At 67.3% G+C, this 19,274-nt stretch carries 21 protein-coding genes; 8 read left to right on the forward strand and 13 right to left on the reverse strand.

Annotation, left to right across the window (positions count from 1 at the left end):
- On the reverse strand, nucleotides 1–2,003 hold a 2,003-nt coding region (locus AB0G16_RS25780), incomplete at its 3' end, for an NB-ARC domain-containing protein (protein ID WP_362809912.1).
- Nucleotides 2,004–2,207: 204 nt separating this feature from the next.
- Between AB0G16_RS25780 and AB0G16_RS25785 the strand changes: the two genes are divergently transcribed.
- Nucleotides 2,208–2,333 carry a hypothetical protein gene (locus AB0G16_RS25785; protein ID WP_362809915.1) on the forward strand — a complete coding sequence of 42 codons (126 nt, stop codon included), beginning with the start codon at nucleotides 2,208–2,210 and terminating at the stop codon, nucleotides 2,331–2,333.
- A 90-nt stretch (nucleotides 2,334–2,423) separates the two neighbouring features.
- Here AB0G16_RS25785 and AB0G16_RS25790 read toward each other — a convergent pair whose 3' ends face one another.
- Nucleotides 2,424–3,209 carry a hypothetical protein gene (locus AB0G16_RS25790; protein ID WP_362809918.1) on the reverse strand — a complete coding sequence of 262 codons (786 nt, stop codon included), beginning with the start codon at nucleotides 3,207–3,209 and terminating at the stop codon, nucleotides 2,424–2,426.
- Nucleotides 3,210–3,499: 290 nt separating this feature from the next.
- Between AB0G16_RS25790 and AB0G16_RS25795 the strand changes: the two genes are divergently transcribed.
- Entirely contained in the window at nucleotides 3,500–4,573 is a 1,074-nt protein-coding gene (locus AB0G16_RS25795; RefSeq protein ID WP_362809921.1) for a tyrosine-type recombinase/integrase, read from the forward strand.
- An 87-nt stretch (nucleotides 4,574–4,660) separates the two neighbouring features.
- On the opposite strand, the gene fxsT (AB0G16_RS25800) is transcribed toward AB0G16_RS25795, so the two are convergent.
- Nucleotides 4,661–7,243 (reverse strand): FxSxx-COOH system tetratricopeptide repeat protein, encoded by a 2,583-nt coding sequence (gene fxsT, locus AB0G16_RS25800; RefSeq protein ID WP_362809924.1) that lies wholly within the window; start codon nucleotides 7,241–7,243, stop codon nucleotides 4,661–4,663.
- 198 nt (nucleotides 7,244–7,441) lie between these two features.
- Here fxsT (AB0G16_RS25800) and AB0G16_RS25805 point away from each other — a divergent pair, with 198 nt between their 5' ends.
- Nucleotides 7,442–7,567 carry a hypothetical protein gene (locus AB0G16_RS25805; RefSeq protein WP_362809927.1) on the forward strand — a complete coding sequence of 42 codons (126 nt, stop codon included), beginning with the start codon at nucleotides 7,442–7,444 and terminating at the stop codon, nucleotides 7,565–7,567.
- Between the two features lie 174 nt (nucleotides 7,568–7,741).
- Here AB0G16_RS25805 and AB0G16_RS25810 read toward each other — a convergent pair whose 3' ends face one another.
- Both AB0G16_RS25810 and AB0G16_RS25815 read right to left on the reverse strand, forming a co-directional pair.
- Nucleotides 7,742–7,924 carry a hypothetical protein gene (locus AB0G16_RS25810; protein WP_362809930.1) on the reverse strand — a complete coding sequence of 61 codons (183 nt, stop codon included), beginning with the start codon at nucleotides 7,922–7,924 and terminating at the stop codon, nucleotides 7,742–7,744.
- Nucleotides 7,925–7,929: 5 nt separating this feature from the next.
- The gene (locus tag AB0G16_RS25815) at nucleotides 7,930–8,184 is read right to left on the reverse strand and encodes a hypothetical protein (RefSeq protein WP_362809933.1); all 255 of its coding nucleotides are present in this window, start codon (nucleotides 8,182–8,184) and stop codon (nucleotides 7,930–7,932) included.
- Between the two features lie 441 nt (nucleotides 8,185–8,625).
- Between AB0G16_RS25815 and AB0G16_RS25820 the strand changes: the two genes are divergently transcribed.
- Complete coding sequence (locus tag AB0G16_RS25820) at nucleotides 8,626–9,753, forward strand: hypothetical protein (RefSeq protein WP_362809936.1); 1,128 nt, start codon at nucleotides 8,626–8,628, stop codon at nucleotides 9,751–9,753.
- Nucleotides 9,754–10,095: 342 nt separating this feature from the next.
- Here AB0G16_RS25820 and AB0G16_RS25825 read toward each other — a convergent pair whose 3' ends face one another.
- Nucleotides 10,096–10,452 (reverse strand): hypothetical protein, encoded by a 357-nt coding sequence (locus AB0G16_RS25825; RefSeq protein WP_362809939.1) that lies wholly within the window; start codon nucleotides 10,450–10,452, stop codon nucleotides 10,096–10,098.
- A gap of 472 nt (nucleotides 10,453–10,924) precedes the next feature.
- On the opposite strand from AB0G16_RS25825, the gene AB0G16_RS25830 reads away from it, so the two are divergent.
- Both AB0G16_RS25830 and AB0G16_RS25835 read left to right on the forward strand, forming a co-directional pair.
- Nucleotides 10,925–11,848: a hypothetical protein gene (locus AB0G16_RS25830; RefSeq protein WP_362809942.1), complete on the forward strand. Its 924-nt coding sequence runs from the start codon at nucleotides 10,925–10,927 to the stop codon at nucleotides 11,846–11,848.
- Nucleotides 11,849–11,879: 31 nt separating this feature from the next.
- Nucleotides 11,880–12,452, forward strand: coding sequence for a hypothetical protein (locus tag AB0G16_RS25835; RefSeq protein ID WP_362809945.1), 573 nt, complete (start codon nucleotides 11,880–11,882; stop codon nucleotides 12,450–12,452).
- A gap of 284 nt (nucleotides 12,453–12,736) precedes the next feature.
- On the opposite strand, the gene AB0G16_RS25840 is transcribed toward AB0G16_RS25835, so the two are convergent.
- Together AB0G16_RS25840 and AB0G16_RS25845 are read right to left on the reverse strand one after the other, a co-directional pair.
- Complete coding sequence (locus AB0G16_RS25840; protein WP_362809948.1) at nucleotides 12,737–13,045, reverse strand: hypothetical protein; 309 nt, start codon at nucleotides 13,043–13,045, stop codon at nucleotides 12,737–12,739.
- Between the two features lie 401 nt (nucleotides 13,046–13,446).
- The gene (locus AB0G16_RS25845; RefSeq protein WP_362809951.1) at nucleotides 13,447–14,139 is read right to left on the reverse strand and encodes a hypothetical protein; all 693 of its coding nucleotides are present in this window, start codon (nucleotides 14,137–14,139) and stop codon (nucleotides 13,447–13,449) included.
- 420 nt (nucleotides 14,140–14,559) lie between these two features.
- Between AB0G16_RS25845 and AB0G16_RS25850 the strand changes: the two genes are divergently transcribed.
- Nucleotides 14,560–14,763 (forward strand): hypothetical protein, encoded by a 204-nt coding sequence (locus AB0G16_RS25850; protein ID WP_362809953.1) that lies wholly within the window; start codon nucleotides 14,560–14,562, stop codon nucleotides 14,761–14,763.
- A gap of 76 nt (nucleotides 14,764–14,839) precedes the next feature.
- On the opposite strand, the gene AB0G16_RS25855 is transcribed toward AB0G16_RS25850, so the two are convergent.
- From AB0G16_RS25855 to AB0G16_RS25875, 5 genes are all read right to left on the reverse strand, one after another.
- On the reverse strand, nucleotides 14,840–14,986 hold the full coding sequence (locus tag AB0G16_RS25855; RefSeq protein ID WP_362809956.1) for a hypothetical protein: 147 nt from the start codon (nucleotides 14,984–14,986) through the stop codon (nucleotides 14,840–14,842).
- Nucleotides 14,987–15,088: 102 nt separating this feature from the next.
- Nucleotides 15,089–15,340, reverse strand: a complete 252-nt coding sequence (locus AB0G16_RS25860) for a hypothetical protein (protein ID WP_362809959.1) — start codon at nucleotides 15,338–15,340, stop codon at nucleotides 15,089–15,091.
- A 42-nt stretch (nucleotides 15,341–15,382) separates the two neighbouring features.
- Nucleotides 15,383–15,565 (reverse strand): hypothetical protein, encoded by a 183-nt coding sequence (locus AB0G16_RS25865; RefSeq protein WP_362809962.1) that lies wholly within the window; start codon nucleotides 15,563–15,565, stop codon nucleotides 15,383–15,385.
- Entirely contained in the window at nucleotides 15,562–16,221 is a 660-nt protein-coding gene (locus AB0G16_RS25870) for a hypothetical protein (RefSeq protein WP_362809964.1), read from the reverse strand. Before AB0G16_RS25870 ends, AB0G16_RS25865 begins: the two co-directional genes overlap by 4 nt.
- A gap of 168 nt (nucleotides 16,222–16,389) precedes the next feature.
- The gene (locus AB0G16_RS25875; protein WP_362809967.1) at nucleotides 16,390–16,629 is read right to left on the reverse strand and encodes a hypothetical protein; all 240 of its coding nucleotides are present in this window, start codon (nucleotides 16,627–16,629) and stop codon (nucleotides 16,390–16,392) included.
- Between the two features lie 399 nt (nucleotides 16,630–17,028).
- Between AB0G16_RS25875 and fxsT (AB0G16_RS25880) the strand changes: the two genes are divergently transcribed.
- Nucleotides 17,029–19,274: FxSxx-COOH system tetratricopeptide repeat protein (gene fxsT / locus AB0G16_RS25880; protein ID WP_362809969.1), on the forward strand; the 2,246-nt coding region annotated here is incomplete at its 3' end.

A 19,274-nucleotide genomic window follows, 5' to 3' on the forward strand; every position in this document is an offset into this window, starting at 1 on the left:
GCGGCCGCACCCGCCGGATCACCAACTTGCCCCCGCCAGTACGCCAGGTTGCCTCGGCTGATCAGGGTGTCGGGGTGGTCAGGACCCAATACCCGCAGGCAGTCAGTGAGGAGTTCTTCGAACGCAGCGGCCGCACCCGCCGGATCACCAACTTGCCCCCGCCAGTACGCCAGGTTGCTTCGACTGTTCAGGGTGTCGGGGTGGTCAGGACCCAGCAGGTGGGTGGCGGTGGTGTGCAACCGGGTGTATTCGATGACGGCCGCGTGGACCTGCCCGGTGTCGCCGAGGCTGGTTCCCGCGCGAAACAGCACCGGGTGCGATTTACCGTTCCATTTCCACAAGGCGGTGCCGGTGAGCGCGTGCAAGACGGCGGTGTTGGCGCGCAGGACGGAGCCGGCCCGATCGCGTTCGATGTCCGGCCATACCGCTATCAAGGCATCGGCGGCGGTGTGTGCGACGGCGGTCAGCTCGGCTCTGGAGAGGGCATCGCGGGTGGCGCGCTGGATGAGCTGGTGGAGCCGTACTTCCTGAAAGGATGCGGTGGGGTCGTGGTCGATGAGGCTGAAGCGATGCAACAGCCGCAATCCGTCGTGGGCGTCGGTTTCTGACAGCTCGCGAGAGCTGTTGCCAGCCACATTTGGTGAGCGGCGCCGAGATAGGTAGGACAAGACAGCGGGAGTGGTCATGGCGGCCTGGGGGATAGCGTTGGCATCGAGTACGGCGGCCACCTGCAGCAAGGGGCGGGCCAGTCCTGCTGGGCGGGTTTGATCAGCGCGGTCGATCGACAGCGACCAGGTGGCGGCCACGATCATGTGGTGGTCATCAGGCAAGCCGCTGTTATCGGGCACCAGTTCAGCCAGGGTATGAGCCCGATCGGTCAGCCGCTGCCGGTAGGTGGCGCACTCCAAGCCGGCGTCGATCAGATAGGCGGCCGCCTGGGCGAGGGCGAGCGGCAGGTATCCCAGCTCGGCGGCTAAAGCGTCGAGCTCGGCTTCGTTGTCGATGCGATTGGCGATGGCGAGTTTGGCGCTCAGGTAGTGGCGGGCTTCAGCAGGGGTGAACACCTCGACGTCGACGCGGATGCGGCCAGGCCCGGCCAGGGCGGCGTCACGGCGCCGGGTGGTGACCAGCACCCGGCCTGGCCCGGCGCTGGCCTCAGCGCCGGGCCACAGCTGGCGCATATCGGCGGGATCTTGCACATCGTCCAATACCACCAGCCATGGCACCGGCGCACTTTGTGTCCAGGTTAGAAATCGCCTGGCCGCCTCCTCGTCACCTTGGCCGCCCTCGCCGTCGGCGAGGTCGGCGCTCAGGCCGAGCGCGGCGGCAGCTTGAGCGTAGGTGGCCACGATCTGTGGCCGTGAGGTCGCACTCACCCATACCAGTACCTGCACCTGCTGGAGCTGCCACAGGTGGCGGGCATAAGCCGCAGCCAACTGGGTCTTACCAACCCCGCCCATCCCGGTCAGCACCGGCGACATCTGCGGCGGAGCCTGGGAAAGCACCACAACCTGACTTTCCTGGGCCGCCCGCGCCAGCCGTAGCGCGATCTGCCGGTCTTGGAAGCAGTCCGCGGCTCGGGGCAGCACGCCCACCTGGCACCGCTCCCGTGTCCCTTCTGCAGGTAGGAAAATGGTTGCGGCCAGCGGATGCGACATCGGGGGACGTCCGCCTCGACCTGTTCCCTGGCGCCGTTGCGCCAGCGCCGCACGCCGGGTCTCCTCCCACCACCTGGGCGGCGCGGCCACGAAGGCCGGGGTGCGCTGGCGGGCTCGCGGCCGCAGAAAACCCTCGATCAACCACGTCGCGATCGCCGGATCGGACGGGACACCACGGCCGTTGCGCCAGTCGCTCCATGACGACGAGGCCACCTTCAACGGCGGCTGCTGCGCCTTGGCCTGCCGGCTGATCGCCGCACCGGTCGGGGAACCTGCTGCCGCATGCAGCGCACGTAGCGCCGCCGCGTACCGGGCCGTCACATCCCCGGGCTCGGGCTCGCCCACACTCCCCCTCTTGCTTCGCGCCTTTCCGGATCCGGATCGGAAACCGTCCGGAAAACCGCCTCACTCACCGTTCCCCGAGATCACCTACCTTGCCTCTCCTGCCACGTGCAGGGGGCGAAAGCCGGAAAACCGTCCGGAGCGACGTAATCACCAGAACCAGCCTCGACACCACAAATCCGGGGCCTACTGGAAGGAAACGCACCCATGATCGATCGTCTGTTCCTGCGCCGTCTGGCCCGCGCCGCACTGGCCGCCGCTGTCCGCGGCGCCGCTGCAGCTGCCGCGGCAGCTCCCATCACCCTGGCTATCTGGTGGATTACTCACCGCTGACACGTCGGCTGTGCCGGCTCCCGCGCATCCGCTGGGAGCCGGTCGACCATCAACAACACGATGGTCATGCCGCATCATGAATGACGCCAATCAGCTGGCGGAGCCGCTCTCGGTGGGAGTGAACCGGGCGATGACGTGTGCGCTTGCTCGACTTGTGCCAGTCTTGCCTGCGGTGTAGTTGGATACCTCTGTCACCGCTATCGAGCTGTCCTTGTGTCCGACCTTGATCCGGCCGTCGTCGTAGAGAAACAGTTCGAGTCCGTTGGGCCACTCGTACTTGTCGAGGTTGTAGGTTTCGCGGCGGATGGCTTGGGGGCGGCCGTGACGCAGGGAAGAGTCGGTGTTAGTGACGGTCTCGCCGACACCGCTATGGACCTTGTCGAACCAGTCCAGGAAGTCCAGAACGGTACCGATCTGACTGACGCGCTCGTGCAGCGCACGCTGGTCGTGTCCGGGGACGAACTGGCCAAGGGAGATCTCGGTGCCGCAACCGCACGCGCATGTTCGTCGGCCGACGACCGAGTCGATGTAGTTGATCGGGTTGCGGTTGCCGGTGATCGGTTTGCCGACATAGGCGTCGAAGACGGGGTGACCTTCAGACAGGATGTCGCCCTCGATCACCCCGCGGCCCGGGACCGTCTTACGGTCGATCCTTTCGATCTCCACCGCCAGCACCACTTTGCGTTCCCCGCTGTGGTCGGGAGCGGAGAACAGGGCGTAGTTCTCGCGGTCGGCTCGTGTGCCGAGCACGTAGTAGCCGTGGTTGTCGCGGTAGATCTCGGAAGGGGGCATGTTCGGCGAGTAGCCGTAATGGGTGCGCCCGAGAGGGTCATCGGAGGGGCTTTCTCTGCGATCAGAGAGTGTGATGTGAATCATCGCCATACCTTCTCTGGCTAGGATCCCGGCGTATGCGGGTATCTATGATGGTGGCACGGGCGACGGATACTTGCAATAGCTAGGTGCCTTGGGTATCGGGTTATCGACGTTCGGGAGTCAAGAGTGGTCGAGGTGTACTTAAGGCACGAGTGCATGCGGGCGCCGTTCATCTCCCTGGATAAGTGACATTATCCGGGGAGTACGAGTATGATCTCCCCGGATAACCTCCGGGCGGGACCTGAGCTAACGCCGGAAAAACTCCCCGGATAAGAAGGAGAGGGGTCCGGCGGGTGACCGCGAGCACCGACGGGAAGATCAACAACGGTGGCGACACTGGAACCGGCAACCCGGTTGACGATCGAGACGGCGAGCGGGACGGCGGCCAAGTCGACAACCGCGTTGCCGATCGAGACGGCTCCGGGGCCGGCAACGTGGTGGCGATCCGGCCCGGGCTCGAGCCGGGATCGGTGGCGGCCGCCGCGCAGGCGGCGCTGGCCGCGTTCGGCACGCATCTTGATCGGTGCGCGCTCGCGGCCAACACGGTCACCGCTTATCGGCGCCAAGCCGCCGCTTACCGCGACTGGCTGCTCGCCCGGGCGGCCGAGCACGCGGATGCGTTCGTCGACCTGGTCGGCGCCGAGGCCGCCGTCACCGCCTGGCGCCGGCACCTGCTCGGCGCGGGCGCGTCGCCGGCGACGGTGAATCAGGCGCTGGCCGCGGTGACGTTGTTGTATGAACACGGACCCGCACTGCGCCTGGCCGTCAAACGCGCCCGGGTTCCCAAACCCGGCGCACCCGACGCGCTGACCCGGGCGCAGGAGAACGCGATCCGCCGCGCCGCTGACCGCCGCGGCCCCCGCGACTCAGCCCTCATCGCCCTCCTGCTCGGCGCCGGCGCCCGCGCCGAGGAATGCCAACGCCTGCGCACCGGCGACATCCCCATCACCGCCCGCAGCGGCACCGCCCGCCTGCACGGCAAGGGGGACGAGGTCCGGACCGTCCCCCTGCCGGTCCCGGCCCGCGAACGCCTCACCGCCTGGCTGCAGGCGCGCGCTGAGCTGCTGGCCGCGCGGCCCGACCTGGCCGACGCGGTCGGCGACGGGTTGTGGGTCGGCCAGCGCGGCCGGTTGTCGGTCGACGGCGTCACCGACGTCGTCCGCGCCGTCGGCAAGGACGCCGGGCTGCCGGGCCTTCGCCCGCACCGGCTGCGCCACACCTACGCCACCCGGCTGCGCGAAGCCGGCGCCGACCACGCCCAGATCCAAGCCCTCCTCGGCCACACCTCCATCGAAACCACCGCACGCTACTTCCGCGCCTCCCCCACCGAAATCGCCGACCTGGTCGACCGCGCCCTGGACTACTGACGGCGAAGCGATGGGAACGGTTGCGTTGAGCCGACGATCGATGCGGAGCTCAAGAACACCGTGTGACCGCCTCTGCTACCTGGCCGTCTATATGAATCCTGCCTGCTCCTGCCAGTACGCCAGGCTTCTTCGAGTGATCAGGGTGTGAGGGTGGTCGGGACCGAGAACCCGCAGGTAGTCGGTGAGGAGGTCTTCGGCTGCGGCGGCTGCGCCTGTCGCATCCCCTGTCTGCCCCTGCCAGCCCACCAGATGGCTTCGGGCGATGAGGGTGTCGGGGTGGTCGGGACCGAGAACCCGCAGGTAGTCGGTGAGGAGGTCTTCGAACGCGGCGGCCGCGCCTGCCACATCCCCAGCCTCTCCTTGCCAGTACGCCAGGTTGCTTCGGGTGGTCAGGGTGTCGGGGTGGTCGGCGCCGAGAACTCGCAGGCGGTCGCTGAGGAGGTCTTCGAACGCGGCGGCTGCGCCTGCCACATCCCCGGCCTGCCCCCGCCAGTACGCCAGGTTGTTGCGGGTGGTCAGGGTGTCGGGGTGGTCGGCGCCGAGAACTCGCAGGTGGTCGCTGAGGATGTCGTCGGTTGCGGCGGCTGCGCCTGCCACATCCCCGGCTTGCCCCCGCCAGTACGCCAGATGGCTTCGGGCGATGAGGGTGTCGGGGTGGTCGGGGCCGAGAACCCGTAAGCAATCGGTGAGGAGGTCTTCGAACGCGGCGGCCGCGCCTGCCACATCCCCGGCCTGCCCCCGCCAGTACGCCAGATGGCTTCGGGCGATGAGGGTGTCGGGGTGGTCGGGGCCGAGAACCCGTAAGCAATCGGTGAGGAGGTCTTCGAACGCGGCGGCCGCGCCTGACACATCCCCAGCCTCTCCTTGCCAGTACGCCAGGTTGTTGCGGGTGGTCAGGGTGTCGGGGTGGTCGGGGCCGAGAAGTTGGGTGGCGGTGGCATGCAGCCGGGTGTATTCGGCGACGGCTATGTGAACTTGTCCACTGGTGCCGACGCTGTTCGCGGCGTGAAACAGGGTCGGGTGTGCCTCATCGTTCCGTTCCCATAGGGCGGTGCCGGTGAGGGTGCCCAACGTGGTGGTGTTGGCGCGCAAGACGGGGCCGGCCTGATCGCGTTCGACATCCGGCCAGACCTCCAGCAAGGCATCGGCGGCGATATGCGCGACGGCGGCCAACTCGGCACTGGAGAGGGTGTCGCGGGTGGCGCGCTGGATGAGCTGGTGGACCCGCACCTCCTGAAAGGATGCGGTGGGGTCGTGGTTGATGAGGCTGAAGCGGTGCAACACCCGTAGCCCGTCGCGGGCGTCGGCAGCCGATACCTCCCTCGTGACCTGGGGATGGCATTGGGGGGCCAGGTGGGCCAGCACCGGGGTGCTGGTCAGTATGGCTTGCGGGATGCCGTTCGGATCCAGCAGCGATGCCACCTGCAGCAGGGGCCGGGCCAGTCCGGAGGGCCGGGCACGGTCGGCGCGGTCGATCGACAACGCCCAGGCCGCAGCTACGATCGCGGGGTGGTCATCGGGCAGCGCATCCTGCTCGGGGACCACCTCGGCCAGAGTGCGGCGCCGATCGGCCAGCCGTGCCTGGTAGCCGGCGCAATCCAGGTGTGCGTCGATCAGGTAGGCGGCCGCCTGCGCCAGCGCCAGCGGCAGATATCCCAGGTCGGCGGCGAGCGCGTCGATCTCGGCGTCGCTGTCGACCCGGTCGTGAATGGCGAGCTTGGCACTCAGGTAGGCGCGTGCCTCAGCTTTGGTGAACACCCCTACCTCCACCACCCGGCGGCCTTGGCCGGCCAGGGCCGCGTCCCGGCGCCGGGTAGTGACCACCACCCGCCCCGCTGAGCCTGCAGGCCACAGCTCCCGCACATCGGCGGGGTCCTGAACATCGTCGAGCACCACCAGCCACGCCGTCGACGTTGTCTGCGCCCAGGTGAGAAACCGCGCGGCCGCCTGCTCGACATCACCCGGATCGGTGGGCAGGCCGAGCTCGGTGGCGGCCTGGGCGTAGCCGTCCAGGATCTGTGAACGAGAAGCCGCGCTCACCCACACCACCACATCCACCTCCTGCCGCTGCCACACCTGGCGGGTGTAGGCGGCGGCGAGCTGGGTCTTACCGATCCCGCCCATCCCGGCCAGCACCTGCGAGACCACCACCGTCCCACCGTCGTGGGCGGCCTCGGTGAGCCGGTCGGCGATCTGGCGGGGCTGGAAGCAGTCCGCGGCCCGGGGCACCACCCCCACCCAGCACCGCACCGGAGCGCTCTCCTCCTTCTGCGGGCTGGGCGTCGGCGGGTGAGGGGTGGGGGGACGTCCACCACGCCCGCCGCCCTGCCGACGCTCGGCCAGCGCCCGTTGGCGCAGCTTCTCCCACCAGGCGGCAGGCGGCGTGACGTACCCGGGGGACTTCTGCCGGGCGCGGCCGCTCAGGAAGGTGATCAGCCACTCGGCGACCTTCTGGTTGGACGGGACGTTGCGGCCGTTGCGCCAATCACTCCACGACGCGTCAGCCACCTTCAACGGCGGTACCTGGGCTTTCGCCTGCCGTTGGATCATCGCCGCGGTCGGCGCGCCGGCAGCTTGGTGCAACTCCCGCAGCGCGGCGGCGTACCGGCCGGTCACATCCACCGCTCCCGCCGCCTTTGCCGCGTCCGTCGCATCGCCGGAACCGCTCACCCTGCTACCTCTCGCCCATCCAGATCCGGATCGAAACCATCCGGAAAAGCCGCCCATCACCCCATTCCCCGAGATCTCCCACCCTGCCCGCCCCGCCGCGCCGGTGCGAGCGGATCCGGAAAACCCTCCGGAGCGGCCTGATGAGGCCACCGCCCCGGGCGAGCAGCGCACTGGGGCCCACGGTAAGGAGAACCGCTCATGATCGATCGCCCGTTCCTGCGCCGCCTGGCCCGCGCCGCGCTGGCCGCCGCGGTACGCAGCGCCGCCGCGGCCGCCGCCTCGGCCCCCATCACCTTGGCCATCTGGTGGATCACCCACCGCTGACAGACCGGCTGTGCCGGCTCCCGCATGCCCACCGGGAGCCGGCATAGCGCCCACCACACGACGGCCGGCCACGGAGCGGACAAGACGAGGGCCAAGAGACGATCACTGACGTGCCGCTGAGTGGTCGCGGGCCAGGCTGCGTCTGGTGGGGTTGGCCCGCGATCATTCGATCGCCTAGTGCTTGTCGTGGTGGTTGTCGAGTAGCTGGGTGAGCAGGCCCAGGGTGGCGGCGCCGGCGGCTCCGCCACTGAGCAGGGCGGTGGGCCAGGTGGCGCCGGTGGCCAGGGTGAGCGCGCAGGCGATGGCCGTCACCAGCAGGGTGATGGTCAAGGTGAGCAGGACAGGTACGGAAAACATCGGGGTCACTCCTGAAAGGGCGTCGCCGGGAAGCCGGCGGTCTGGTCATCGGCCCAGAACGCGATGAGCTCGGTGTCGGTGAGCTCGTCGGTGGGGCGGTAGGGCGGGATGCGGCCGGTGATCAAGGCCCACACCGTCACCAGCAAGGTCAGCAGCTGATCGTCGTCGCACGCCCGCGATGCGGGTGAGGTGCCCGGCCGGGTGCCGGTGACACGAAGCGGAGAGGTGAAGGCACGCGAGACCGTGAGGGCGTGCGGCATGGACGTCTCCTTCGTGATCAGTTGGGGTGGAGCCAACGATGGGGCGCCGCAAGCCGGGCCGCTACCGGTTCAAACACTCCGGACAACACCGGATCAAACGGCTCCATACGGGCCAAAAGCGTTTCCGCTTTTCCCGGGTCGTCCCTGGCGCGGCCTGGTCGGTCGTTGACGGGGCCGGCGTTTCGGAGGGTGACATCCGCTCGCATACGACCTGCTCCGGTTACCTCCGAAGCGGTCCGCTCTGGTCCGGATCGCTTCGAGGTCATCCGGTGCCATCCGGTCTCATCCGGACTCGTCCGGAGTTTGTCAGCGCAGGTCAACAACCGGTTAATCCCGGACGAAACAGAAAGTGCGATCTACCCCAGCTTGAACACCCGCAGGTGTCACTATGACTGCGACTACTACCTGTAGATCACGGATCACTTATCTCGGCTAAGGGCGATGGTTGAACAACATCGTGGTGCGGCGCTGCGCGCCTTCGTCGACCAGCTCAACGAACTGTATGAGCGGGCCGGCTCTCCGGCGCTGGCTCACCTGGACGCGATCTCGAAGCGCCTCTGTGAAGACGACCAGGATCGGACGCTGCCCACCAGCACCACGCACGACATCTTGTCCGGCAAACGCAAACGCGCGCCGCAATGGGCGTGGGTGTCGTGCTTCGTGGCCGCGTGCACGATAGCCGCCGATCGGACCGGCCTGAATGTGCGTGACATGGGGGATGCAGAGGCGTGGGCTCAGCGATGGCACACGGCCCGCGGGACCCGCAGGGCCCGGCCCGCTCCCCCGGCGACTCCCCAGCGGCCGATCACCGCTCAGGCCGGCTCACCTGCGCCTGTGCCCCACCTCGCGCAGCAACCCGCCGTGGCGCCGCTCACCCCCACACCCGCGCCGGTCACGCCCGCACCGGTCACGTCGGCACCGCTCACGCCCGCACCGGCGCTCTCGGTGCAGGCAGCTACGCCCCGCCGCCCCGCTGCTTTGGCCGTCTTCGCGCCGCTGACTGAGGAGCACCAACGGCTGCTGCAGATCTACGGCAGAACCGGTACTCGCCTGCTGGAGCACAGCCAGGAGGACAACGGCGAGGATTGCATGCGCCTGGCGGTCATCGCGCTGCTGAGGGGCTGGCCCCCCGAAGCGCTCCACTGGCTGCGCCGGGCCAGCGATGCCGGGCAAAGCGATGCCGCAGGCCTGTTCAACGACCCTCATCGCCTGCAGGTCGCCGCCGAGCTCGCCTGCCGCTACGGCCGCCACTACCAGTGCTTTCCCACCAAGCTCAGTGTCGCGATGTTCTTCTACCGCCTGGCGGCCGATCACGGTCACGCCGAGGCTGCCTACCGCCTCGCCGGGATCCACCGGGCCAAGGAAGAGGGAAGAGTCGACAGCCTGCTCGACCCGTCGGCCGCGGGCGGTCCTGTGCCGGTGACCGCTGAGCTGGTCACCGAGGAACCCTCCACTGAGTTTTCCGAGGATCTGGATGCGGTGCTGCGCCGGTGCCTGATCGACGAGAGCGACAGGTCGGCTGCGCAACCGACCTCGCCGGCCGGTGATTCTCCCCCGGAGTTCGCCTGAGGCGCCCCGCCGGCCCTCGGCGCTGCCCATCACCCCGAACATCACCACGCGACTTCCTGATACGTACACAGCGCCCCTGACGCTCGCCGCGATACGACGAGCGGGAGCGAGAGTGGGTTGGGCTAAACCGGCGATCAGGACGCGCCTCTTCCCTCGGGCGGAGGTGGTGTTGATTTCGCAACGACCCTTCGCCAAAGTGTCTATCAGTGCTCAACCGATCACTTCAGGTGAATGCTCAACTTCTATGACTCCTCACCATGCCTCCCACGCCGAAGCGACCGCCCGCGGGGCATCAGACGGTCGCGAGCTCAGGCTGTGGCTCTCCGGCCGGGCCCGGCTGTCCTACGGCCGCGCCGTCGAGCTGTTCGACAACGCCACCGCAGACCTACCAGATGGGTCCGTGCGCGGCAGTCCCGCAGGGGACAGCACCGCCAGCACCCGCAGCAACTGCGCGGCTTCGGGATGATCGTCCTCGGCGGCGGTGATCGACAGCAGAATCGCCTTGGCGGTGCTGTCGGAGTAGGCGTCGTAGGCGCCGGCGGGCAGGTAGTCCTCCAGTGGGAAGGCGGCCAGCAGCCGCTGGTGGGCGATGTAGGCGCCGGCCTGGCCAGCGCGAGCGGCAGATACTCCAGCTCGGCCGCCAACGCCGCGGCTGCCGCCTCGGCTCCCATCACCTTGGCCATCTGATGGATCACCCACCGCTGACAGATCGGCTGTGCCAGCTTCTGCCCACTGGGAGCTGGCACAGCTTCAACAGCACAAGGTCGGGCGACAGAGCGCTTCGGCTGGCTCTATACGTGACGGGCTGCGAACCCTGCATGAGAGCACAAGGAGTTGCTGATCGTCTGCGGTGGAGCGAGATCTGATGGCTACGTAGGACGACGAATCCGTATGAAGGGCCAGCCATGACTCTGTCGCAGTGCGTTCTGTTATGCCGACAGCTCTAATCACGAGGCTAAATCCAGATCGGAAGCGCCTGGGAAGGCTACTTGTATCACTATTTATACCATTTACACCCTTATGTCGCCGATGACACGGCAGGTCACAGCTCTCCCTCATTGTGAATGACGTTCTGTTACAGAACCGCTACACCTGTGTCAAAGGGCAGGAAGGGAACTAAGAGGTCGTGACATAGTCGGCTTCCTCTCGGCATCAAAGGCGGTGGGTCATCGTGACGGTCAAAAATGACAAAGAGCGGACAGTGGCGTTCTTTGAGATCGTCAGCAAGGACAACCAGCGCATGAAGCAGCTCCCGTGGGCCCGGCTCCTGGGAAAAATGTCCTGCGCGCCGATCAAGGATCGAACGCACACTGGTTTGAAGAGAACGCTCGTTGGCCAGGTGGTCACCTACCAAGAGACCGACCATCTACTGCTGGGCAAGGTCAAGGATGCTGATGAGTGGATCGAACAGGTCAACTTCGACGACGGATCGATCGAGCAGTTCGACCAGGCTGAGAACCGGGGCCTGCTTGAGACCTCGGTGGTCTGCTTCCTGTCATACGGGAACGTTCTAGGAATGATCCGTGGCTCGACGTCCGCACCTGGCTGCTCAGCGCTCGAGGAGTGGATCAACGGGCTTGAGCTGGTCGAAGATCCTCTTAAGGTTCGCGCGATCGTCAGCAAGGGGGCAATGGACAAGATCAAGCGCGCGGATGGGGCCCGGTTGATGGAGCTGCGAGTAGGTGCCAGCAAGGCTGCTGCAGTGGCCGATTCGGGCAAACGCCTTGGGCGGACCATCAACGCGCTTCGCCAAGAGTATGGTGACGCCCGGATCACGATCACCGTCGAGGTGTCGAAGGAGAACGCCTACAGAAGCGCACGTCATGAGCTTCTTGACGATGTGATGGAGCTGGCCGAGATGACCGACGTTGCTGAGCGTGCTACCGCGAAGCTGACGTACTGGGATCAATCTGAGGACGAGAAGGCAGAACACGTCAACTTGATGAAGGAGCACATCACCGCGAAGAAGCGCATCCCCAGCCGGGACGAGACCGGGCAGCTAATCCGAAATTCGTCGGCGGTAGCTGCCATCATGGGGGTAGCAGCTGACCACGAACGTGAGTTACGTCTGGCTGTCGACGCGGTTCGCGGTTAAGGTCAAGCCATGTACGTCGAGGAGGTACGTCGTGAAGCGCGCACTCCACCCCCGAGACCTACTCATTGAACACCCGATCATCGACGTCGCGATCGCCGCGGCCCTGATCGGCTCTCACCTGACCGTTGTCTTGAAATACGAGCATGGCGACGTCATCGGCTGGATCAAAGCGGAAAACCGACACGAGCTGTACGGTATCGGCGCAGCGGTTATCGCGATCATCTTCGGCTTCGCGGCAGCAGCCGTGTCGCACTACGCCACGGCTTCGGGATCGCGAGCACACCATGCCAAGGCCGAGTTTGGGGCCATTTTGCGCCGCCAGTGGATGGGAACCTTGGTGTTACCAGGGTTATCGGCCTTCGCCTGCCTGCTCGCCCTGGCCCTAGACCTAGCCGAAGGCGGTGGCCCAACCATCGCCCGCTGGATCTTTGAAAGCGCAGTGATCTTGTCGCTGATCAAGTTCATACGCGCGATGTATCTCTTCCAGGTGATGCTCGACGTCACTGACCTTGACGGGATCGATCAGGGCCGTGTTCCGGCCCCCAACATCAGTCCAGCGTGGTTGGACAAGCCCGACCAGTCGGTGTTATCCAAGACCGGCTAGTTTCAGCATCAATGCGTGTTACGCCGCAACTGCCGCCAGCGTCGACTTCACCGGCCTCACCCCGCACACCGCCCGCACGCGGCCGCCACTGCCGCGCTGGACGCCGGGGTGCCATTGGCCGATGTCAAAGAGTTGCCGAATCGCGCCGCCCCGGCCACTGTCGGCACCGCGCGCACTGAACCGGTACGCGAGGTAACCCGCCAGACCGTCGTGCAGACCCGCCTGCTCTCCCCAGCGGCCGCGGACGCGTGGGCGGTGTGCGGCTGTGGCGGACCTGGAGCAACCTACTCGCCACTATAGAGATCACGATCGGTGCGCTGTTCCGGTGAATCCACCTCTCCGGCAGCGTCGGCGGCCGCCTCTCCGATCAGGGAATCTTCAGCACCGTCCGCGATGTGGCCGAATGGGCCGGACTGGGTGAGGCAGGCATCCGGCCGCACAGCCTGCGCGCTGGGGGAGCGGCCGGCGCCTATCTCAGTGGCGCGGACCTGATCCTGATCGGCTGTCACGGCCGCTGGCGTCACGGGTTGCGCACCGTGTTGGGCCATATCTGCATCCGGCGCAAGCTCCGGCGCGAAGGTCATAGTGATCAACGAGCGGCACCAAGGGCATCACCGCGACTCGGCATAGCCCCATCGAGCCAAGCCGTCGCTGACCCAGATCATCCCGACTGACATGGGGGCAGGAGATATTTCCTGCCCCCATCCCTATGCGCGGTGACGGTGGGGACACGGTGTTGGCGGTGGTGATTATCAACACCGCCTGGACCGGGCACCGGTAAGCGATGGTTGGGATCGTCACCCTATGATCCAGCCCGGGCAGTCCCGCCGCCTCCAGGCCGATGCCCCACTCGCGGGTCGCGACAAGAGCAGCCGTGCTGGTGCGTTATTCACGGCGTTGTACGGCGGCGCCGAAAGGCGCTCAGGTCTTCGCGCTGAAGAACGGGCCTGGGTGCGCTCGACGACGATCTCGTCCGTACGCGAAGGGCACGCCTCTATGTCAGCGCGATCCAGCCCATGATGATTCGCGAGGTGACCATGGTCTGCTGCACGTTTTCAGCGGTGAGGGTGTTGGGGTCGAGGGCATGAGTGATGCCCAGCAGGAAGCCACCGAGTTCGCGGGCGCGCTGGCGATACTCGGCCCCGGCAGGAGCGTCGTAGCCATCGTTGGGAGCTATGGCCTGGAAGCGGACCGACAGCGTCGTCGAAGTGCTGTGGCCGGTGATGTTCGGCAGGGGCCTGTCGAGGAGGAGCTGATCGCCGGGTGGGCGCAGCCCCATGGCGGTGAAGGCGGAATGGGCAGTGACCCGCCAGCGCTTCTGATCGTCTTGGTGGAGCATGACCATCTCCAGGCCGGGGTTGACCAGCAGCATCGGACGCGGGTCCGGAGTCGAGCCATGAAAGATGGGCAGCATGACGACGCGCGCACGCCAGCTGACGAAATCGCCTGGCGGCCGGGCGTGCAAGCTGCCGTCGTTCCAGTCCGGAGCCTGACAGGAGGGATGGTGAAGGGTCGCCGTACCGAACGCGATCATGTCATTCACGAGCAGAGCAGGCGGTTCATCGCCCAGCGGTCGGTTGCAGGTCTGGCAGTCCCCCGGCCACATGCTGGCCAGGATCTCCTGAACTCCCTCCTCCCCTAGCTTGTCGTTGATCTTTTCGTTGGCCAAGATTCTGCGCAAAACCATGCGGTCGCCTTCGGCTCGACAACGGGGAACGTCCGGACTGTAACCTGCGGGCCGGCCGCTGCCTCTGGCTCTGAGCGTGAGACTGCAGGGCCAGACCCGCCAGGTGAGCGTGGCTTTCTTCTCCGCGCCAACAGTTATAAGAGTCATGAGCGCCCCTACACGAAAGAGTGCGGTCGTCCGGTGCCGCCCTGCTGGCGGGGGTCGTTGCTTAGGTAGGCTCCATGAAGCAAGACGAGCCGCAGGCCGCGCACGAGAACGCCGAGGAGTCGTCGCTCACCTGCGGTGGAGGGAACTGATGGCCACGCCGCAGAGGCCGGACCTGTACGAGGCGCTGACAGTCATCGCCGCCTCCTCGGGGCGGCCTACGCCGACGGCTCGAACCTGCGGGTGTGCTCCCCGGGCGTCGTACACGCGGTGGTGATGACGCACCGGCTGGGCGAGGAGCGCATGCCGGGGCCGGCGTGCATGGTCGGGGTGAGCGGCTGGGACCCGGGTGCGGCGCATCCGGGCCGGGGCGCGGTGACCTGCCGGCGCTGCCTGAAGCTGACGACCTCGAAGGTCGACGACGAGCAGCTGGGGCTGTTCAGCGCCCCCGCGCCAGGACGCATCGCCGAGGGCGCGTAAGGAGCGGTGCGGCGGTCTCGGTGAACCGGGTTCGGCTCACCGAAACCACCGTCGCCTCTACCTGGACGTCATGGCCTCATCGGCGGGTGGAGCCCCACCAGCCGACGAGGCCGGTCACCACGACGCCAGCCAGCGTGATGAGCAACGTGGCCCGCTCCAGCGGGGCCCACAGCACCACGGCGAGCACCCCGACCGCAGCGAGGCCGCCTACGCCCCACCGCACGATGTGACGGCGAGAGCGAGGACGGGCAGGATCGGGCGTGGAAGGTGAATCAGGCATGACGGTCGTCCTCCTTGATCAACGCCGGGCCGGGTAGTTCTTGCATTACGCTCTCCTTCGGTTGGTGACGCCCATGACCGACGCCATGGTGATGAAGTGACAAAGCACCTCGAGTCGCTCCGTTAGCTCTTCCAACTCGCAGCTACGGACGAGCTCGCGGGTCTCGTCCGGCTCCGCTTCGAACGCATCCAGAAGGTCGTTGGCGAGATCGATGTCACCCTTGTCGAGTCCGTCGATGAACAGGACAGGGGAACGTTCATAAGGCAGCAGGGCCTTACCAAGGGCACCAAGCTGCACGTAGTCGCCGATGTCGGGCCCGGCCCCCTCCAGCCACGTGTCCTAGACGCGGATCACTGCCTCGTACTTGTACAGACCCGAGCGCAGGGTGCTGCGGCTGTTGATGGGCCAGCGCAGCACGAGATTGAGGCTCAGTTCGCGCGTCACCGCGTAGGCGAGAGACGACTTCCCCTCAGGCAGGTCGGTGACCAGGAGAGGACGCCGCAGGTATAGGGCGGCGTTCACTGCGATGACCTCGCCTGAATCCGGACCAGACGCTTGGAGATCGAGCTGTGGTTCTTGAAGAAGACGGGGTGGCGAATTTGGGGTGCAGAGCTTGGAAGGGCTGGCCTGACCGTGTTCATGGCGATGATCACTCCTAAAAGGGGCGTGAGGTTGCGGTTTCTCGACGACATTGCGGTAGACGACCGGCACGTGACCTTCCTATTCAGAGGAGGACGCGTGGCCGGGATCTTCCGGTGTACGGCTATGCGTAGGGAGCGGGCGGGCGCGGAGTAGGGGCCGGCCATCGCTTCGAGCGCGAAGATGGTCGGGCGCACGATCAGTTCGAGGCTGGCAGGGAGATCCGGCACGTGGGCGCCGGACGGAGAGAGGGCCACCTCGTGCAGGCGCGTAACTCGCTCATCTCGTGGACCGAGGCGCTCGACGACGGTGAGCAGGACCTGGGCCATGTCCGAGCGGCAGCCCGCCCGCAGCAGTTCCTCCCGCACGCAGTCGAGGAAGCCGTAGGAAACGTCGAACGGACCGACGGACACGCTTACCCGCTCGACCGTGTTACTGCCCAGCAGTTCAATCAGGTTGGCCTCGGTGGTCCCGGTCACGAGCTGGCACCGGACCAGCGGCATCTTCGACGACATAAGCGGAACCGCGGCGAGGTACACAGCGAGCTCGAAGGTACTTGGGGAGGCGAGCAGGTGGAGCAGGGGGTGCCGGGAAGCTTTCCTCGTCCATGGTGTGGGCCGAGACCAGCGTGGTGAGCCAGAGCAGCTCGGCGGCCTCTTTCCAGGTCGGCGCGTCGGCGCCAGACGTCGACGGGGACGCAGGCGCGCTCACTTCGTGCCCGCCATGTCGAGCCGGCGCAGCACCACGTCGAGCACCTGCTTCCAGGCGCGGTCCTGGCGGACGTCCTCCGCGTTGTGGAGGGCGTTGAGCAACCGGTCGGCCGACACGGGGTTGCGGTCACGGTATTGCAGGAACGTCTGGATCAGCCGATCCTTGTACGGCTCAGTCCGTTCGGCGAAGTGCGCCACCGTCAGGTCGGCCAGCCGATCCCTGTTGGGCTGGGGCATCTCTAGTTGGATGCACCGGCGCAGGAAGGCCGAGCGGAACTTGCGCTCATCGTTGCTGGAAGGATCACCGTCGGCGCTTCGGCTGGCTGGTGCCTTTCGGCGCCACCACGACACCAACCACGCCCTGCGCGAGCTGCGCCGCATCCGCACCCCAGCTGCCCGACACCAACACCGCATCCGTCCGAGATATCCGCATTTCTGACACTTCAGGCGAGAGAGGAAGCGACGCCTGATCTGGCAGGGAATCGGTAACAGGTCGGCGACCCCGCCCCGCCCACCGTTGGCCGGTACCAAGCTGGAAGGGTGCCGCCCTCTCCCCCGCCGTCGTCGAGCTCGCCGACCACGCCGCCGCCCTCCGGTCGCTCTTGTCCTCGCCGCGCCGTGGCTATCACGGTGGCGGTGGTGTCACTGGTATTGCTGGGCGTGGGGCTGGTCGGGTTCTTCATCGACCCGTTGGACCTGCCAAACGAGGTGCTGGAGGTGCTGGACCAGCGCGCCAGCGTGATCAGCATGTTCACCGGCCTGGCCGGCCTGCTCATCGCCGGCACCGCCCTGGCGCTGCAGCTTCGCTCTTCCTCTCCTGCGGGCGCGGCACCGCCTGCGCAGGCCGATGTGTTGGCGCGTATCGGCGGCGGGGATCACGTTGATCTGTCCGGCGGGACCTTCCATGGCCCGGTCACCGGCACGGCCAGCACCCACGTGAGGGCCGACGGGACCGGCGCGGCCGCGATCGGCCACGACAACTCCGGCGTCATCGTCACCGGCGCGAACTCCTCAATCACCCTGCACCCTCCATCGACCGGGGCAGCCGCAGCTGGTCCGGCGTTGCCGGCGGTGGCCCAGGTGCCGGCCAACGGCTTGACCGGTTTGCCGCGGCGGGCCTCGGCGATGTTTGTCGGCCGCGAGGACCACCTGCGAACCCTGGCTGGGGCGCTGGATCAGGGGCCGGGGGTGATCGCTCAGGCCGTGGTCGGGCTGGGCGGCATCGGCAAGAGCGAGCTGGCCCTGCACCACGCCACCAGTCGCCGTCACGACTACGACCTGATCTGGTGGATTGACGCCGACGGCGCCGACGCCGCCCAGGCGGGCCTGGCTGAGCTGTGCCGGGCGCTGTGCGCGAGCGTGTCCTCGGCGGCCGCCGCCCACGCCACGGTGGCCGAGGCCGAGGCCTGGGCGCTGGCCTGGCTCAGTGCCCACCGGCGGTGGCTGCTGGTCTTCGACAACGCCGACGACCCTGCCCACGTGCAGCCGTATCTGGGGCGGTTGCACACCGGGCATGTGCTGATCACCAGCCGCCGCAGCACCGAATGGAGCGACGTGGGCGCCGTGGTGCGCTTGGGTGTACTGGAGCAGGCCGAGGCGGTGGCGTTGTTGCGCGAGTTGATCGGCGAGACCGCCGCGTGGGACCAGCAGCTGGCCGAAGAGCTCGCCACCGAGCTGGACGGGCTGCCGCTGGCGTTGCGTCACGCCGGCGCCTACATCGCCACCGTGCCCGGCATGAACCTGGCCCGCTACCTACGCCTGTTACGCACCACCCCCTCCCCAGACACCGGCCGGCCGGGCCTGCTGGAGGAGGTGGTAGGCCGATCCCTGGCGATCACCACCGACCGCATCCGCCAGATCGACCCGCTGGCGATCGAGATCCTGCGTCTGCTGGCCTGTTACGCCCCCGAGCACCTGCCGTGCCAAGTGCTGTACGGCATGCACGACACCGGCAACGCCGATGAGGCCGCAGTGGCCAAGGCACTGCGGGTGCTGGCCTCCTACAGCGTGATCGACCGCTCGGCCGACGGCACCGCGGTCAGCATGCACCGCCAGGTCCAAGCCGCCGCCCTGGCCACCCTGACCACTGATGAGCGCGAAAGCGCACAGCACACAGCAGCCGCCCTGCTGCAGGCCGCCCTGCTGGACGACGCCAAAGCGATGGCGAACCGGGCGGTGTATACCGAACTGCTATCCCACGCCCGCGCCGTCCTGGATCCTGCCTCACCGACCATGGGCAAAGTCATCGACTACCTGTACGCCGTCGGCGACTGGCGTACCGGCCGCGCCCTGCAACATCGGTGCCTGACCGTCCTAGATGATCGGCTCGGCCCCGAGCACCCCGACACCCTGACCACCCGGCTCAACCTCGCCATCTGGACGGGGCAGGCGGGGGATGCGGTGGCGGCGAAGGAGATGCTCACCCAGCTGCTCCCGATGTATGAGCGGGTGTTGGGGGCCGAGCACCTCGGCACTTTGAGCACCCGGCATGAGCTCGCCTACTGGGCGGGGCAGGTGGGGGATGCGGTGGCGGCGAAGGAGATGCTCACCCAGCTGCTCCCGATATACGAGCGGGTGTTGGGAGCCGAGCACCCCCACACCCTGAACACCCGGCACAATCTCGCCATCTGGACGGGGGCGGCGGGGGATGCGAGGGCGGCGAAGGAGATGCTCACCCAGCTGCTCCCGATGTATGAGCGGGTGTTGGGGGCCGAGCACCCCGACACTCTGAGCACCCGGCATGAGCTCGCCTCCTGGACGGGGCAGGTGGGGGATGGGGTGGGGGCGCGGGAGATGTTCGCCCAGCTGCTCCTGGTCCGTGAGCGGGTGCTGGGGGCCGAGCACCCCGACACCCTGAACACCCGGCACAACCTCGCCTCCTC

The organism is Streptosporangium sp. NPDC023615, from assembly GCF_040640155.1.
Lineage (GTDB): Bacteria > Actinomycetota > Actinomycetes > Streptosporangiales > Streptosporangiaceae > Streptosporangium.

Bases quoted from the DNA above. Each gene is read 5' to 3' on its own strand.
- AB0G16_RS25785 (WP_362809915.1), top strand. From the start codon at position 2,208: ATGATCGATCGTCTGTTCCTGCGCCGTCTGGCCCGCGCCGCACTGGCC.
- AB0G16_RS25790 (WP_362809918.1), bottom strand. From the start codon at position 3,209: ATGATTCACATCACACTCTCTGATCGCAGAGAAAGCCCCTCCGATGAC.
- AB0G16_RS25805 (WP_362809927.1), top strand. From the start codon at position 7,442: ATGATCGATCGCCCGTTCCTGCGCCGCCTGGCCCGCGCCGCGCTGGCC.
- AB0G16_RS25810 (WP_362809930.1), bottom strand. From the start codon at position 7,924: ATGTTTTCCGTACCTGTCCTGCTCACCTTGACCATCACCCTGCTGGTG.
- AB0G16_RS25815 (WP_362809933.1), bottom strand. From the start codon at position 8,184: ATGCCGCACGCCCTCACGGTCTCGCGTGCCTTCACCTCTCCGCTTCGT.
- AB0G16_RS25820 (WP_362809936.1), top strand. From the start codon at position 8,626: ATGGTTGAACAACATCGTGGTGCGGCGCTGCGCGCCTTCGTCGACCAG.
- AB0G16_RS25845 (WP_362809951.1), bottom strand. From the start codon at position 14,139: ATGGTTTTGCGCAGAATCTTGGCCAACGAAAAGATCAACGACAAGCTA.
- AB0G16_RS25850 (WP_362809953.1), top strand. From the start codon at position 14,560: ATGACGCACCGGCTGGGCGAGGAGCGCATGCCGGGGCCGGCGTGCATG.
- AB0G16_RS25875 (WP_362809967.1), bottom strand. From the start codon at position 16,629: ATGCCCCAGCCCAACAGGGATCGGCTGGCCGACCTGACGGTGGCGCAC.